Here is a 15,272-nt window from a genome sequence, read left to right as displayed (position 1 = left end):
GTCATTCCACTCGAATTCCACTCGACGTAACGAGGTGCGGTATGTCCAATCCCTTCGAAGAGACCGACGGCGCCTACAAAGTGCTCCGCAACGACGAGGAGCAGTACTCCCTGTGGCCCGGACATCTCGACGTGGCGCCGGGATGGGACGTCGTGCTGGAAGGCGCGAGCCGTGCGGAATGTCTCGACCACATCGAGAAGAACTGGACCGACATGCGACCGCACAGTCTCCGCACGGCCATGGCGTCCGGCTCGGACGCGCACCCGCCGAGGTGAAACCCAGGAAAAGGCCGAGCGGAAGAAACACCGGCTCCCGGACATCGGCAGCCGAGACAGAGGGGACGACGATGAGCACCGACATCCGGGACATCAACCAGGATCTCCTGCGGAGGATCCGCTCGCTGCCGCCGCAGCGCCAGCGTGCTCTGATCGCACTGCTGCGCAAACAGGGCATCGACCTCGCCGAGCTGCGGACCGTCCCACGCCTGCCCCGTGACGAGGGCTCGCCGTTGCCGTTGTCGTTCACCCAGCAGCGCCTGTGGTTCCTGGACCAGCTCGACGGCACCGGCGCCGCCTACAACATCCCCATGGCGATGCGGTTGCGCGGCCGTCTGGACCGGCCCGCGCTGCTGCGCGCCCTGCAGGCCGTCGTCCAGCGGCACGAGGTGCTGCGCACCCGCTTCGCCGACCACGAGGGCGTACCGCACCAGATCGTCGGAGACATCGGCGACTTCGCCGTCGCGCGGGAGGACCTCGCCGACCCGGCGCTGCTGCCGGAGATCTGCCGCGCCGAGGCCGCCGAACCCTTCGACCTGGCACGCGGTCCGCTCATCCGGATGCGGCTGCTGCGGCAGGCGGAGCAGGAACACCACCTGCTCGTCACAGCCCACCACAGTGTCTTCGACGGCTGGTCGGTCGGCGTCTTCTTCCGTGACCTGGTCTCCTGCTACGAGGCGTTCCGCGCGGGTCTGCCCATGCCGCTCCAGCCGCTGCCCGTCCAGTACGCCGACTACGCGCACTGGCAGCGGCAGCGGCTCGCCGACGAGGTCCAGGAGCGGCAGCTCGACTACTGGAAGCGGCAGCTGGCCGGGGTCGACCCCCGGCTGACCCTGCCCACCGACCGGGAACGCCCGCGTGTGAAGACCTACGCGGGAGCCGGCGAGACCTTCCGCTGCCCGGCCGATCTGCTCGGCGAACTGCGCGAGGTCGCCAAGTTCCACGACGTCACCCTGTACATGGTCCTGCTGGCGGCCTACACGGTTGTCCTGAACCGCTACACCCACGAGACGGACATCGCCGTGGGCACGGTCGTCGCCGGCCGGGGCCGTCGCGAGGCCGAGGATCTGGTCGGCTTCTTCGCCAACACACTCGTGATGCGCCCCGACCTGTCCGGTGACCCCGCCCTCGCGGAGCTGCTGACCCGGGTGAAGAGAACCGCCCTGGAGGCCTATGACCACCAGGACGTCCCCTTCGACGCCGTGGTGGACGCCCTGGACAGCGAGCGCAGCCTCAGCCACTCACCCGTCTTCCAGACCCTGTTCGTGCTGCAGGAGGCGCAGACGGAGCGCACGGCCACCCTCGGCGACCTCGAAGTCTCCCCGGTCCCCGTCGAGCTCGGCTTCACCAAGTTCGACCTCACGGTCGACCTGCGGGAGACTCCGGACGGACTGGCCGGCACCGTGGAGTACAACACCGACCTCTACGACCGGGCCACGGTGGGCCGCTTCATCGACCACTACACACGGCTGCTGCGGGCCGTCGCGACGGATCCGTCCCTGCCCGCGTCCGCGCTGGCCATGGTGGACGCCGAGGAGCGACGCCAGGTGGTCGAGGTGTGGAACGACACGGAGCGGCCCTACTCCGACGACCGCTGTCTGCACCAGCTCTTCGAGGACGAGGTCTCCCGACACCCGCAGCGCACGGCCCTCGTCGACGCCGGCCGGTCCTGGACGTACGCCCAGCTCAACGCCTGGGCCAACCGGATCGCCCACGGCCTGCGCCGCCACGGCGTCGCACCGGACACCGCCGTCGGCCTGCACGCGCGGCGCTCCGCCGAGATGGTCGCCGGCATCCTGGGCATCCTGAAGGCCGGCGGAGCCTACCTCCCCATCGAGCCGACCCACCCGGCCGCCCGCCAAGCCGAACTCGTCACCGGCTCCGGCGTCCAGGTGGTCCTCACCCAGCCGCAGCTGGACACCGCACCCCTCAGCGACGCCGCCCATGTGCTCCGTCTGGATCCCGACGGCACGCTGCGCGACAGCACCGGGCAGGACGTCACGGGCGGCCGTGAGGAGAACCTGCCGGCCGGTGAACTCGGGCTGCGCGCCGACCACCTTGCCTACGTCATCCACACCTCCGGCTCCACCGGACGCCCCAAGGGCGTCATGATCGAACACCGGGCGGCCGTCAACCGCATCGAGTGGATGCAGAACGAGTACCGGCTCACCGAGGACGACGTCGTCCTGCAGAAGACCCCCTACAGCTTCGACGTGTCGGTGTGGGAGTTCTTCTGGCCCCTGCTGTTCGGCGCCCGTCTCGCCGTCGCCCGGCCCGAAGGCCACCGCGACCCGGCCTACCTGGTGTCAGCGATCCGCGAGCTGGGCGTGACCACCCTGCACTTCGTGCCGTCCATGCTGCGCAGCATGGTGGAGGAGCCCGGCTGGGCGGACTGCACCAGCGTCCGCCAGGTCTTCTGCAGCGGCGAGGCCCTGCCCCCGGACCTGTGCGCCCGCCACTACGAGCGTCATCCCGCGCCCCTGCACAACCTCTACGGGCCCACCGAGGCCGCCGTCGACGTCAGCCACTGGACCTGCCCCGCCGGACCCGCCCCGCGTACGGTGCCCATCGGCCGGCCCATCCAGAACATCCAGCTGTACGTCCTCGACGGCGCCCACCGGCCGCAGGGCATCGGCTGCGTCGGCGAGCTGTACATCGCCGGCGCCGGTCTCGCCCGCGGCTATCTGCACCAGCCGGAGCTGACCCGGGAGCGGTTCGTGCCGAACCCGTTCGCCGGGCCGGGCGCCCGCATGTACCGCACCGGTGACCTGGTGCGGTGGCTGCCCGACGGCGACCTGGAGTTCATCGGCCGCGCCGACGACCAGGTCAAGCTGCGCGGGTTCCGCATCGAGCTGGGGGAGATCGAGCAGCGCCTCGTCGAGCACCCCGCCGTCCGCTCGTGCGCCGTCGTCGTCCGTGAGGACCCGCCGGGCGGTCAACTGCTCGTCGCCTACACGGTCCTCTCCCCGGAGCACACCCTCGATGACCACCGGCCCGAGCTGATCCGGCACCTGGAGGGCGTCCTGCCCGAGTACATGGTGCCCAGTGCCTTCGTCGCCCTGGACGTCCTGCCGGTGACCGCCCACGGCAAGCTGGACCGCAAGGCCCTGCCCGCTCCCGGCATCGACGCGTTCAGCCAGCGCGCCTACGTCGCCCCGGGCACGGCCACCGAACGGCTGCTGGCCGAGGTGTGGGCCGACCTGCTGGGTTTCGACGCGGACCGCGTCAGCGCCGAGGACAACTTCTTCGCCCTCGGCGGACACTCCCTGATGATCACCGTGCTGGTGGCCCGGCTGAAGGACCACGGTCTGCCGGTCACCGTCCAGGACGTCTTCGCCGCCCCCGGCCTCGCCGCCCTCGCCGCCCGGATGGACGGCGCCGACGGCACGGACGGGTACCGCGTGCCGCCCAACCTGATCCCCGAGGGGTGCACCCGTATCACCCCGGGGATGCTGCCCCTGATCGACCTCACCCAGGAGCAGATCGACACCATCACGGCCGCGGTGCCCGGAGGCGCGCCCAACATCCAGGACGTCTACCCGCTGCTGTCCACCCAGGACGGCATCCTCTTCCATCACCTGATGGACCCCGACCACGACCCCTACCTCGTCACCACCCTGTACGTGGCCGACGACGAGGCGGCGTGCGCCCGGTTCACCGATGCGCTGCAGCGCATCGTCGACCGCCACGACGCGATGCGTACCGCCGTCCTGACCACCGGTCTGCCCGACCCCGTGCAGGTCGTGCACCGCGCCGCCCGCCTGCCCGTGGAGCGCGTCCGCCTCGCCGGGGGCGACGCCGAGCGGCAGGCGCGGGCGCTGGCGGCCCGGCCCGCGCGCATGACCCTCGACCGGGCCCCGCTCCTGCGGCTGACCGTCGCCGAGGATCCGCACTCCGAGCGCCGCTACCTCGTCCTCACCGCCCACCACCTCATCGAGGACGCCACCTCCCTGCGGCTGACCGTGGGTGAGCTGGCCCTGCACCTGGCCGACCGCGCCGACCTGCTGCCGGCCCCCGCGCCGTACCGGGACTTCGTCGCCCACACCCTGCACGCGCAGGCCTCGGGGGACGCGGAGGAGTACTTCCACGCCGTCCTCGGCGACATCACCGAGCCGACCCTCCCCTTCGGCCTGGCCGACGTGCACGGTGACGCACGCCGGGTGGTCCAGCTGCGCCGCCCCCTGCCCGAGGAACTCACCCGGCAGCTGCGCGACCACGCCAAGCGGCTGCGGCTGAGCCCGGCCTGTCTGTTCCACGCCGCCTGGGCACGAGTGGTGGCCGCGTGCAGCAACCGCGACGACGTCGTCTTCGGCTCGGTGATGTCCGGGCGGCTGCAGGACGTGCCCGGCGTCGAGCGGATGCTCGGCAACTTCATCAACACCCTTCCGCTGCGGGTCCGGCTGGCCGACCGTACGGTCCGTGAGCTGATCGACGAGGTCGACACCGGGCTGCGGGGCCTGGTGGCCCGCGAGCACACACCCATCGGCCTCGCCCAGCGGTGCAGCGGCATGGACGGCAACGCCCCGCTGTTCAGCGCCGTCGGGAACTTCCGCCACTTCGAACCCGGCCACGACGAGGCGGCCGGCGTCCGCGTCGACGACGCCGGAGTGCGGTTCCTCGCCGCCGTGGATGGCATCAACTATCCGGTGTCCGTGTCCGTCGACGACTTCGGCAGCGAACTGTCGATGGACCTCCAGGTGGACGACACCCTGTCCGCCGACGCCGTCGCCGACTACCTCCTCACCGCCCTCGCCGGCCTGAGCGACGCCCTCACCGCCGACGACGGCAGGGGCACGCGGGCCCTGGACATCGACGTCCTGCCGGAACCGGAGCGCCGGCGCCTGCTGACCGAGTGGAACGACACCGCCACCGAGATGCCGGCGCCCACCCTCACCGCCGCCTTCGCCGCCCAGGTCGCCCGGACCCCCGACCTGACCGCGCTGGTGCACGGCGACGAGACCATGTCGTACGCGGAACTCGACGCCCGCGCCGCCCGGCTCGCCCACTGGCTGGCCGACCACGGCGCCGGGCCCGAACAGCTGGTCGGCGTCAGTATGAGGCGCTCCTTCGACCTGCTCGTCGCGATCTACGGCATCCTCAAGTCCGGCGCCGCCTACCTGCCCCTGGACCCCGACCTGCCCGACGAGCGCCGCGAGCAGATGGTCTCCGACGGCAGGCCGCTGCTCGTTCTGACGGAACTGCCCGACGTCTCCGGCCTGCCGGACACCGGTCCCGGGGTCGAGGTGCTGCCGGACAATCCGGCGTACGTCCTGTACACCTCCGGCACCACAGGCCGGCCCAAGGGCGTCGTCATCACCCACCGCGCCGGCCTGAACTGGCTCGCCTGGGACCAGGGCGTCTACCGGGGCAAGGAGGGCGACCGGATCCTGCTCAAGACCTCGATCGGCTTCGACGTCTCCGTCAAGGAGCTGTTCTGGCCGCTCCAGGTCGGCGCCACGATCGTCATCGCCGACCCCGGCGGCCACAAGGACCCCGAGTACCTGGCCTCCGTGATCCGCGAACACGGTGTCACCGACATCGACTTCGTGCCGTCCATGCTCGCCGAGTTCCTCTCCGAACCGGCCGCCGCCCGGTGCACCGGCCTGGTCCGGCTGGAGGCCGCCGGTGAACCACTGCCCGTGGAGCTGGCCGAACGCGTGACCCGCCTTCTGCCGGACACGCTGCTCTACAACGTGTGTGGTCCCACCGAGGTCGGCGGCGCACTCGGCCAGTACACGCCGTACGTCACCGAGCCCGGCGCCACCGGCGTTCCCGTCGGCGCTCCCGTCTACAACACCCAGGCGTACGTCCTCGACCCGGCACTGCGCCCGCTGCCGGTCGGTGTGGCCGGTGAGCTGTACATCGCCGGAGCCCAGCTGGCCCGTGGCTTCCTCGGCCGGCCGGGGCTGACCGCGGAGCGGTTCGTGGCCAACCCCTTCGAGCCGGGCACTCGCATGTACCGCACCGGCGACCTGGTCAGGTGGCGTCCCGACGGGCAGATGGAACACCTGGGCCGCGTCGACGACCAGGTCAAGATCCGCGGCTTCCGGGTCGAGCCCGGCGAGATCGAGAACGTCCTGCACGCTCACCCCGCCGTCCACCGCGCCGTGGTCCTGCCGCACGGCTCCGGCGCCGAACGCATGCTCGTCGCCTACGTCAGCCCGACCCGGCGGTGGCGCGAGACGGCCGGACCGGGCGCCTCGCCGGCCGGTCCGCTGAAGGAGCACCTGTCCGCACGGCTGCCCGACTACATGGTGCCGACCGTGTACGTCGTCCTCGACGAGCTGCCCGTCAACCGCAACGGCAAGGTCGACCGGGGCGCCCTGCCCGCGCCCAGCGAGGCCGACCTGGCACGTGAGGAGTACGTCGCTCCGCGCACCCCCACCCAGAGCGCGCTGTGCCGCATCGTGGAGGAGGTGCTCGGGGTGACCCGCGTCGGCCTCAACGACAGCTTCTTCGATCTCGGCGGCCACTCCCTGCTCGCCACCCGGCTCTCGCTGCGCGTGAAGAAGGAGCTGAACGCGGACCTGCCGCTCCAGGCCATCTTCACGGCGTCCGGCCTGGCCGAGCTCGCCGCGGCGGTGGACGACCTGGCCACCGCCCAGGAGGGCCCGGCCAAGCCCGCGGACCCGGACGCCGCGTCCGACAGCGAGGAGGCGCCGCTCTCCCTCCAGCAGCGGGACCTGTGGTTCCTCGACCGGCCGGAACACCTGGCCGTCACGCACGACAACGTCCAGCTCGCCTTCCTGCTCGACGGGCCCCTCGACGCCGGCGCCTTCGCCCGTGGCCTGTGCGCCCTGGTGGAGCGTCATCCCATCCTGCGCACCAGCTACCACCGCCGCTCCGACGGCACCGTCACCCAACGGGTGAACGACAGCGCCGGCTTCGCCGTGACCCTCGCACCGGCCCCGCGGGACGACACGGCTCTCGCCGCGTGGCTGGGCGCCGAACGGCTGCGCCCCTTCGCCCCCGAGGACCAATTCACCCTGCGCGCCCACCTGCTGACGCGTGCCGACGACCGGCACATCGTCGTTCTCACCCGCCCGTGGGGCGTGTTCGACGGCTGGTCGGTGAACATCGTCCTGTCCGAACAGATGGCCCTGTACCGGGCGTTCGCCACGGGCGGCGAACCGCAACTGACGCCGCCGCCGATGAGCTACGCCGACTTCGCCCGCTGGCAGCGCACGGCCGTCCCGTCGGCCGAACTCGACCGGCAGCGCGGCTACTGGCAGCAACAGCTCGACGGACTGCCGGCCTGTCTGCCGCTGCGCACCGACTACGAACGGTGCCCGGTGAAGACGTACCAGGGTTCCTCGGTGGACGTCAGCGTCCCCCTCGACGTGGCCACCGCGCTCCAGCGGCTCGGCCAGGACCGCCGCGCCACCTCCTACATGGTCCTGCTGTCCGCCTTCGCCGTGCTGCTCGGCGCGCACGCCGACACCCACGACCTGGTCATCGGCTCCCCGATCGCCAACCGTCCCCGTGCCGAACTCGAGGACGTCGTCGGCTACTTCGTGAACACGCTGCCGATACGTCTCGACGCGGCCCCGCAGCGGACCTTCGCCGAACTGCTGGCGCAGGCCAAGGACGTCACGAGCGAGGCCCACGCCCACAAGGACGTGCCCCTGCTGGACCTCGTACGGACCCTGGCGCCCCGGCCCGACCCGGCCCACTCCCCGCTGTTCCAGACGACGTTCAACCTGCTCCCCGTCCGGGAGGCGGCGCCGGACGGTGGCCCGGACGAGCTCGCGGTGAGCCAGCTGCCCAACGGCGCCGGCACGGCCCGCTTCGACCTGAGCCTGGTGGTCCGGGAGACCGAGGACGGCATCGTCGGCTACCTGGAGTACAGCACCGACCTGTTCACCCCGGCCACCGCCGAGCGTATGGCCCGCGACTACGAGCGCCTCCTCGCGCGGATCGCGCGGCACCCCGACACCACCCTCGCCGAACTGCGCGAGACCGGCGAGACGGCGGACGACCCCGGGGAGGACGGACGTTGAACACGCCCAGAACCGTCTTCATGTTCTCCGGGCAGGGCTCGCAGTACCACCAGATGGGCCGCGAACTCTACGACTCCGAACCGGTGTTCCGGGAGACGCTGCACCGGCTGGACGCCCTCGTGGAGCCGGAGACCGGCTCTTCCGTCATCGCCCGCATGTACGACCCCGAGCACCCTGTCTCACAGCCGTTCACCGACACCGTCTTCACCAACCCGGCGATCGTGATGGTCGAACTGGCGCTGGCCGAGACACTCATCGCCCACGGCGTCACCCCCGATCTCCTGCTGGGTGTGAGTCTGGGGGAGTTCACGGCGTCGGTGCTGGCCGGCGTCGTGGACGCGGGTGACTGCCTGCGCCGCCTCGTCGGAATGGCACGCTCGGTGGCCGAACACGTCCCCGGCGGCATGCTCGCCGTACTCGCCCCTCCCGGCCTGTACGGCGGTGAACCGGCCCTGCACCGGGACCTGGACCTGGCGGCGCGCTACTACGACGGCCATTTCGTGGTCGCCGGCCCGCTCGAAGCCCTGGCCCGGGCCGAGGCCCTGCTGGCCGACCGGCAGGTGCCGTTCCAGCGGATCCCCGTCTCCCACGGCTTCCACTCCCGGCTGATGGACGCATCCCGGCCGGCCTTCGAGGCACTGTGGAGCGATGGCGACCTGCGAGCACCGCGCATCCCGCTGGTCTCCAGCGTCACGGCCGGCCGGGTGGAGCCGGTCACCGTGGAGCACCTGTGGCGGGTCGTGCGGCAGCCGATGGAGTTCGGCGCGACCGTCAGGGCGCTGGAGGCAGAGGGCCCCCACATCTACCTCGACGCCGGGCCGTCCGGCACCCTGCACGGCTTCGCCCGTGCTCTCCTGGCCACCGTTCCGGGCACCGGGTCGTGGTCCATGCCGCTGCTCAGCCAGTTCTCCCGGGACACCCGGCTGTTGACCCAGGTACGGGAACGCATGGGTGGCGGCGGCAGGCCCGCACCCTCCGCCACGACGGCAGTCCGGGCCGACCCTGCGCTCACGCCGACCGCCGCGAAAGGCGCCAACATGAAGGTTTTCGGCTTCCCCGGTCAGGGCTCCCAGGTCAAGGGCATGGGCGCGGACCTCTTCGACGAATTCCCCGAACAGGTGTCGCAGGCGGACGAGATACTCGGGTACTCCATCCGTGACCTGTGCCTGAACAACCCCGAAGGGCGCCTGCGCCGCACCGAGTTCACCCAGCCCGCGCTGTACGTGGTCGAGGCACTCACCTACCTGCGGCGCAGCCGCCAGGATCCGCGGCCACCGGACTTCGTCGTCGGGCACAGCCTCGGCGAGTACACGGCGCTGTTCGCCGCGGGCGTCTTCGACTTCGACACCGGACTCCGGCTGGTGCGGCGACGGGGCGAGCTGATGGGGCAGGCCTCCGGAGGGGGCATGGCCGCCGTGCTGGGCCTGGACCTGGACACGGTGGAGTCGGTGCTGTCGCAGGCGCGGCTGGCCACGGTCGACGTCGCCAACCACAACACGCCGGAGCAGGTCGTGCTGGCCGGTCCCATGGCGGACATCGACCGGGCGCGCGCGGTGTTCGAAGAACAGGGAGCACGGGTCGCGGTCCTCAACGTCAGTGCCCCCTTCCACTCCCGCTACATGCGGTCCGCGGCCGAGGACTTCCGGAAACTCCTGGAGGCCACCGAGTTCCGGCCGCCGCTGATCCCGGTGATCGCGAACCTGGACGCCCTCCCGTACCGGCCGGAACGCGTGCGGGAGACGCTGGCCGGCCAGATCGCCGGACCCGTGCGGTGGGTGGACACCGTCCGCTACCTCCTGACCCGGGGCGAGCTGGACTTCGAGGAGCTGGGACCCGGCCGGACGCTGACCAAGATGGTCGAGAAGATCCGCGAGTTCACGGACCCGCCGCCCACGGCCGAGCCGTCACCGGAGCGGATTCCGGAGCGGGCATGGGAGCCGGAGCCGGAACGCAACCAGCCGCGCCCGATGACGTCGACACCGATGGCGCGCCCAGCCCTCGCCGCCCGGGACCTGGGCGCTCCGGGCTTCCGCAGCCGCTACGGGCTGAACCTCGCCTACCTGGCCGGCGGGATGTACGGCGGTATCTCCTCCGAGACCCTGGTCATCGCGCTCGGCAAAGCCGGCGGGATGGGCGTTCTCGGCGCCGGAGGCCTGCCGCTCGCGGAGATCGAGACCAGGGTGCGGGCCATCCAGAACGTGCTCGGCGCCAGTGGACCGTTCGGGGTGAACCTGCTGCACAGGCACGCCCACCCGGAGGAGGAACGGGCACTGGTCGACCTGCTGCTGAGCCTGGGCGTCCACACAGTCGAGGCCTCGGGCTTCCTGCGGATCACACCGGCTCTGGTGAGGTACCGCCTCAAAGGCGGGCGTGTCATCGCGAAGGTGTCCCGTACGGACACGGCCGAGATGTTCCTGCGTCCCGCCCCGGACGACATGGTGCGCGCCCTCCTCGAGAACGGTGAGCTGACGGCGCACGAGGCCGCGCGCGCCGCCGACCTGCCGATGGCGGACGACCTGTGCGTCGAGGCCGGCGGCGGCTGGCACGCGGACACCGCGGATCTGGCGATGCTGCTGCCGGCCGTACTGCGTCTGCGTGACACGCTGGCCGGCCCCTGGCCGCGGGTCCACGTGGGCGCCGCGGGCGGCATGGGGACGCCCGAGGCGGCGGTGGCCGCCCTGGTGCTCGGCGCGGAGTTCCTGGTCACCGGGTCGGTGAACCAGTGCACCGTGGAGGCGGCGACCAGTGCCGATGTCAAGGACATGCTGCAGCGGCTCGACATACACGACACCGAGCCGGCGCCGTGGGAGGAGCGGTTCGAACTCGGCGTCCGGACCAGGGTGGTCCGGCGCGGCGTCTTCTTCCCGGCCCGCGCCGACCGGCTCTACCAGCTGTGGCGCATGTTCGACACGTTCGAGGACATCGACGTGGCGACGCGGAACCAGATCGAGAACATCTTCCTGCGAGGCTCCTTCGAAGACGCCTGGCGCGAGACCGCGGCCAGGGCGGGGGTGGCCGTGGGGGAGCGGGAGACGCCTGACAAGGGCAGGCTCGCCCTCGCCTTCCGGTCGTACCTCAACCAGGGATTCGAACTGGCCCGCACCGGCGCCTCCGACCGGAAGGTGGACTACCTGGTGTACTGCGGACCGGCGATGGGAGCCTTCAACCAGTGGGTCAAGGGCACCAGCCTCGAACCCTGGCAGGCTCGCACCGTCGACGCGGTGGCCGACCGCCTGCTGTCCGAGACCGCCCGGCTGTTGCAGGACCGGTGCACCACACTTGCGCGGGGCGTGACCGGTGCGCTTGTTCACTGATCCCGATCGTGGCGTGCTGGTGCTCGGCTGTGTCGAACAGCGAACCCTGGCCGAGAAGAGGCCGGTCAGGATGACGCCCGGGCCGACCTGACCGTGCCGACTGCCGGGAAGCGCGAGCGCGGAACGCTCATCGCGAACACTGCGCACGCGGGCGCAGGCCGCCTTCCACGACATCGCCGCCGTGGCCGCCCCCGCCGTGGCAGGGCCACCGGCGAAACACCGCGTAGGCCTGCGCGCCGTGACGGACGCCCTTGACCCCCGCGGCCTGCGCAACCCGAGGAGGTGGTGAGCGGCTGGGCCCACGGGCACCCTGCGGCCGCCGGGACTAAGGTCCTCGGCATGAGCGAAAACGCCGTCCGTTCCGTCACCGTCGAACGCACCAGTACCGGCCACTTCGTCGCCACCAACACCCGTGGCGGCACGATCAGTTTCGGCACCGGCTCCGACAGCGAGTTCACCCCGGTCGAACTGCTCCTCGCCGCGCTCGGCGGCTGCTCGGCGGTGGACGTCGACCTCGCCACCGGCCGCCACGCCGAACCCAGTGTCTTCTCCGTCGAGGTGACCGGCAACAAGGTCGCCGACGAGTTCGGCAACCGGCTGACCGACCTCGCGGTCACCTTCACGGTCGCCTTTCCGGACGGTGAGGGCGCGGACCGTGCCCGGACGATCCTGCCCCGTGCGGTGAGGACCAGCCACGACCGGCTCTGCACGGTCAGCCGTACGGTCGAGACCGGCACACCGGTCACGGCGACCGTCAAGGACGCCTGACCTCTCCCTACGCGCGTGCCGCCGGTGCGTACGCTGTGTCCGTGCCCACCTCCCGCCTTCGTCGCGTCGCCGTGATCGTCCTCGAAGGCGCGAAACCACTCGATGTCGGCACTCCCGCATTCCTGGGCGGGGTCTACGCCGGTGCCGCTCGCACGGCCGCGGTGCCGCTGTCTCTCGGCGCGGACCGGTGGCTGGTGGAGACGATCCGGGACGGCGCCGACAGCCTCGTCCGGAGCCGGCGGATAATGCGCGGCGGCGACACGCTCACCGTCGGCGTCGCGGCGAACGGCCGCTTCGCCACACTCGCGCACCCATGGCGGCCGGGCGCCACCACCTGTTCCCGCTGAGCCGGCGGCGACCGGATCCGATCCCCGGTTCCGCTGTTGATCGGTTCCGGCTCGGTCGGCGGACTTCCTCGCTAGGCTGGGTGCCGGAGGTGTCCAAGTGACCGACGAGACAGGGCAGTTGCCGGATCCTTCCGAGTCCACGACCGTCGTGGTGATCGGCGCGGGCCCGGCCGGGATGACCGTCGCCACCCTGCTCCGGCGCAGCGGCATCGACTGTGTCGTCCTGGAACGCCGGACCCGGGAGTACGTGGCGCGGCGTCAGCGGGCCGGCATCGTCGAGACCCGCGCGGTCCGCATGTTCGACTCCTGGGGGCTGACGGACCGTGTCCTCGGCGGTGTCCCCTACGACGGCATCCTGGAGTTCCGGGTGGACGGCCGCCGCTATCTGGTGTCCGACAGCGACGGCTCCGACGGCCTCGCGGCGCGCCTGTGCCCCCAGCAGGTCCTCGTGCAGAAACTCACCGACGCGTACCTCGAGGACGGCGGCGACCTCCGCTTCGAGGCCGCCGACGTCTCCCCGCACGCCCTGACCGGTGACCGCCCGACCGTCCGCTACCGCGCCGCCGACGGCACACAGCACGCCATCGCCTGCGACTTCGTCGCCGGCTGCGACGGCGACCACGGCGTCAGCCGTACGGCCGTCCCGGACGGTGCTCTCACCGCGTACGCCTTCGACCACGGAATCGGCTGGCTCACCGTCCTGGCCGACGCCCCACCCCCGGCCCACCCGCTTCTCGCGGTCAGCCCGCAGGGTTTCGCCGCCCACTTCCCCCGCGGCCCGCACAGCAGCCGCTACTACCTCCAGTGTCCGCCCGACGACGATCCCAGTGCCTGGCCCGACACCCGCGTCCGGGACGCACTGCGTACCCGGCTCGGCAACCCCGACCTGGCCTCCGGCTCGATCACCGACCGCGAGACCTTCCGCCTCCGCAGCCTCGTCCACGACCCCATGCAGTACGGCCGTCTCTTCCTGGTCGGCGACGCGGCGCACATCGTGTCACCCATGGGCGGCAAGGGCATGAACCTTGCCCTGTACGAGGCCGATCTCTTCGTCCGGGCTGTGCGGGACCTCGTCCTGGGCGACGACGACACGGCTCTGCGTAGCTACTCGTCGCGGTGTCTGCGCCGCGTCTGGAGCGACCAGGAGTTCTCCCACTGGCTCACCCGCACCCTGCACGACGCGGGCGACGCCACCCACAACGGCCCGTTCCACCGCAACATGGCCCGCGCCCGGCTCGACCGGCTCTTCAACTCGCCGGCCTCCGCCCGCGCCTTCGCGGAACTCATGACGGGGCTCGACCTGACCGGGGACGCGGTGAGTAAGGACCTCTTCGGCAACCTTTCGGAAGCCGGCAACGACTGACGAGCTCGGCAACTCCCGTCACCGGAGGCTCCTGCGGGTACCGCACAAGGACGTACCAGTGGCATGTCCTTCGTACCGTTCCTCGCCGCACTCGTTGGGACTCGGATCGTCGCGTCAGGTCCCGACGAGGAGACAGCCGCTGCCCCCGTCACTGCCACATCCGTCGCCGGCACCCGCGGGACGGCCATCCCGACGACGCATGAGCCGAAGCCCACCACGGTCTCCCGGTCGGCCCGGAAGGCGTCCGGCACAGCCCCGTCAGCCGGGCGGATCAAGCCCGGCGTCTCCTACGACGGGATGGCCACCTTCTCCGACGTGGGCAACGGCGACGGCGCTTGTCCGTACGGCCCACGAGCGACGCCATGACCGCGGCGATGAACCACGCCGACCACGAGACGTCCAGGCCGCGCGGGACGTACACTCTCGCCCGCGCCGCGAACGGCTCCTCCACCACCATCCGGATAACCTACGAGTGCGCCGTGCCCCGCACACCGGCCAACTCGACCTCGGCCCACAGGCTTTCGCGGAACCCGCCGATCCGGTCCAGGGCGGATCCCGATCACCTGGAGTCGACAGGGCCCCCAGTCCCTACGATCCTTCTCCAACAGGCTGGGAAGCACTCCTCGACGCGGATTCATCCGTGGTCGTAGACGGTGGCGGCGATGTCGCGGGTACTCAACGTCTTGCTGATGATCGGCTCGATGCGTTCCCACTTGCCGCCGGCGAGGCCGCAGCCGATGCGGGGCATGTGAACAGAGGCCTTGTTGACGAGGGCGTGCTCAGCGACGGCGTGGAGGCATTGTCCGACGGCGTCGTATCGGATGGGCGGACCGCCGCTGCCCACTCTCATCCCGCGCTGCGCGACCATGTTCGCGACCCAGATGTCGGATCGGACGTGGACCATCTGTACTGCTCCGAGGCCGAAGTCGTTGGCTGCGCGCTCGCGGTGCCAGCGGCGGTACTCGCGCTCCGGTTCGGGCCAGTGACGTGAGATCGCCAGGACGAACCCCTTGCCCCAGCCGCCGAGGTCGTTGCAGATATGGGCGATGATCTTCGGGCCCTTCGCCTGGGGGTTCGTGGCGTCGCCCGCGACGATCTTCAACGGTTTCACGGAGTCATGGTCGCCCGGTCAACGATGAGAGACCAACGCTTTTCCGGCGTGCCGCTCCCCTGATGCCCGCTCGACCACGACGCCCCTCCCGTGG

General features: G+C 71.3%; 8 protein-coding genes. 7 read left to right on the top strand and 1 reads right to left on the bottom strand.

Annotated features, from left to right (window positions below):
- Positions 1–41 precede the first annotated feature (41 nt).
- The 7 genes from ACW4TU_RS00840 (at position 42) to ACW4TU_RS00810 (ending at position 14,433) form a co-directional block, all read left to right on the top strand.
- Positions 42–275 carry an MbtH family protein gene (locus ACW4TU_RS00840; RefSeq protein WP_457423543.1) on the top strand — a complete coding sequence of 78 codons (234 nt, stop codon included), beginning with the start codon at positions 42–44 and terminating at the stop codon, positions 273–275.
- 71 nt (positions 276–346) lie between these two features.
- Positions 347–8,275, top strand: coding sequence for an amino acid adenylation domain-containing protein (locus ACW4TU_RS00835; RefSeq protein WP_457423541.1), 7,929 nt, complete (start codon positions 347–349; stop codon positions 8,273–8,275).
- Entirely contained in the window at positions 8,272–11,589 is a 3,318-nt protein-coding gene (fabD, locus tag ACW4TU_RS00830; RefSeq protein ID WP_457423539.1) for an ACP S-malonyltransferase, read from the top strand. Before ACW4TU_RS00835 ends, fabD begins: the two co-directional genes overlap by 4 nt.
- Before the next feature lie 339 nt (positions 11,590–11,928).
- Positions 11,929–12,357 carry an OsmC family protein gene (locus tag ACW4TU_RS00825; protein WP_457423537.1) on the top strand — a complete coding sequence of 143 codons (429 nt, stop codon included), beginning with the start codon at positions 11,929–11,931 and terminating at the stop codon, positions 12,355–12,357.
- 41 nt (positions 12,358–12,398) lie between these two features.
- On the top strand, positions 12,399–12,704 hold the full coding sequence (locus ACW4TU_RS00820; RefSeq protein ID WP_457430753.1) for a hypothetical protein: 306 nt from the start codon (positions 12,399–12,401) through the stop codon (positions 12,702–12,704).
- Between the two features lie 175 nt (positions 12,705–12,879).
- A complete protein-coding gene (locus tag ACW4TU_RS00815) occupies positions 12,880–14,067 on the top strand; it encodes a 4-hydroxybenzoate 3-monooxygenase (protein ID WP_457430635.1) in 1,188 nt (395 codons plus the stop codon).
- 63 nt (positions 14,068–14,130) lie between these two features.
- Entirely contained in the window at positions 14,131–14,433 is a 303-nt protein-coding gene (locus ACW4TU_RS00810) for a hypothetical protein (RefSeq protein WP_457423535.1), read from the top strand.
- 268 nt (positions 14,434–14,701) lie between these two features.
- Here the strand turns inward: ACW4TU_RS00810 and ACW4TU_RS00805 are convergent, their stop codons facing one another.
- Positions 14,702–15,178 carry a macro domain-containing protein gene (locus tag ACW4TU_RS00805; RefSeq protein WP_457423533.1) on the bottom strand — a complete coding sequence of 159 codons (477 nt, stop codon included), beginning with the start codon at positions 15,176–15,178 and terminating at the stop codon, positions 14,702–14,704.
- Between the last annotated feature and the right edge of the window lie 94 nt (positions 15,179–15,272).

The sequence above is a fragment of the Streptomyces kryoterrae genome, from assembly GCF_054072135.1.
This window is presented reverse-complemented; position numbering and strand designations above follow the sequence as displayed.

Excerpts from the sequence above, each read along its gene's own strand:
- ACW4TU_RS00835 (WP_457423541.1), top strand. The coding sequence starts at position 347 with ATGAGCACCGACATCCGGGACATCAACCAGGATCTCCTGCGGAGGATC.
- ACW4TU_RS00810 (WP_457423535.1), top strand. The coding sequence starts at position 14,131 with ATGTCCTTCGTACCGTTCCTCGCCGCACTCGTTGGGACTCGGATCGTC.
- ACW4TU_RS00840 (WP_457423543.1), top strand. The coding sequence starts at position 42 with ATGTCCAATCCCTTCGAAGAGACCGACGGCGCCTACAAAGTGCTCCGC.
- ACW4TU_RS00825 (WP_457423537.1), top strand. The coding sequence starts at position 11,929 with ATGAGCGAAAACGCCGTCCGTTCCGTCACCGTCGAACGCACCAGTACC.
- ACW4TU_RS00815 (WP_457430635.1), top strand. The coding sequence starts at position 12,880 with ATGACCGTCGCCACCCTGCTCCGGCGCAGCGGCATCGACTGTGTCGTC.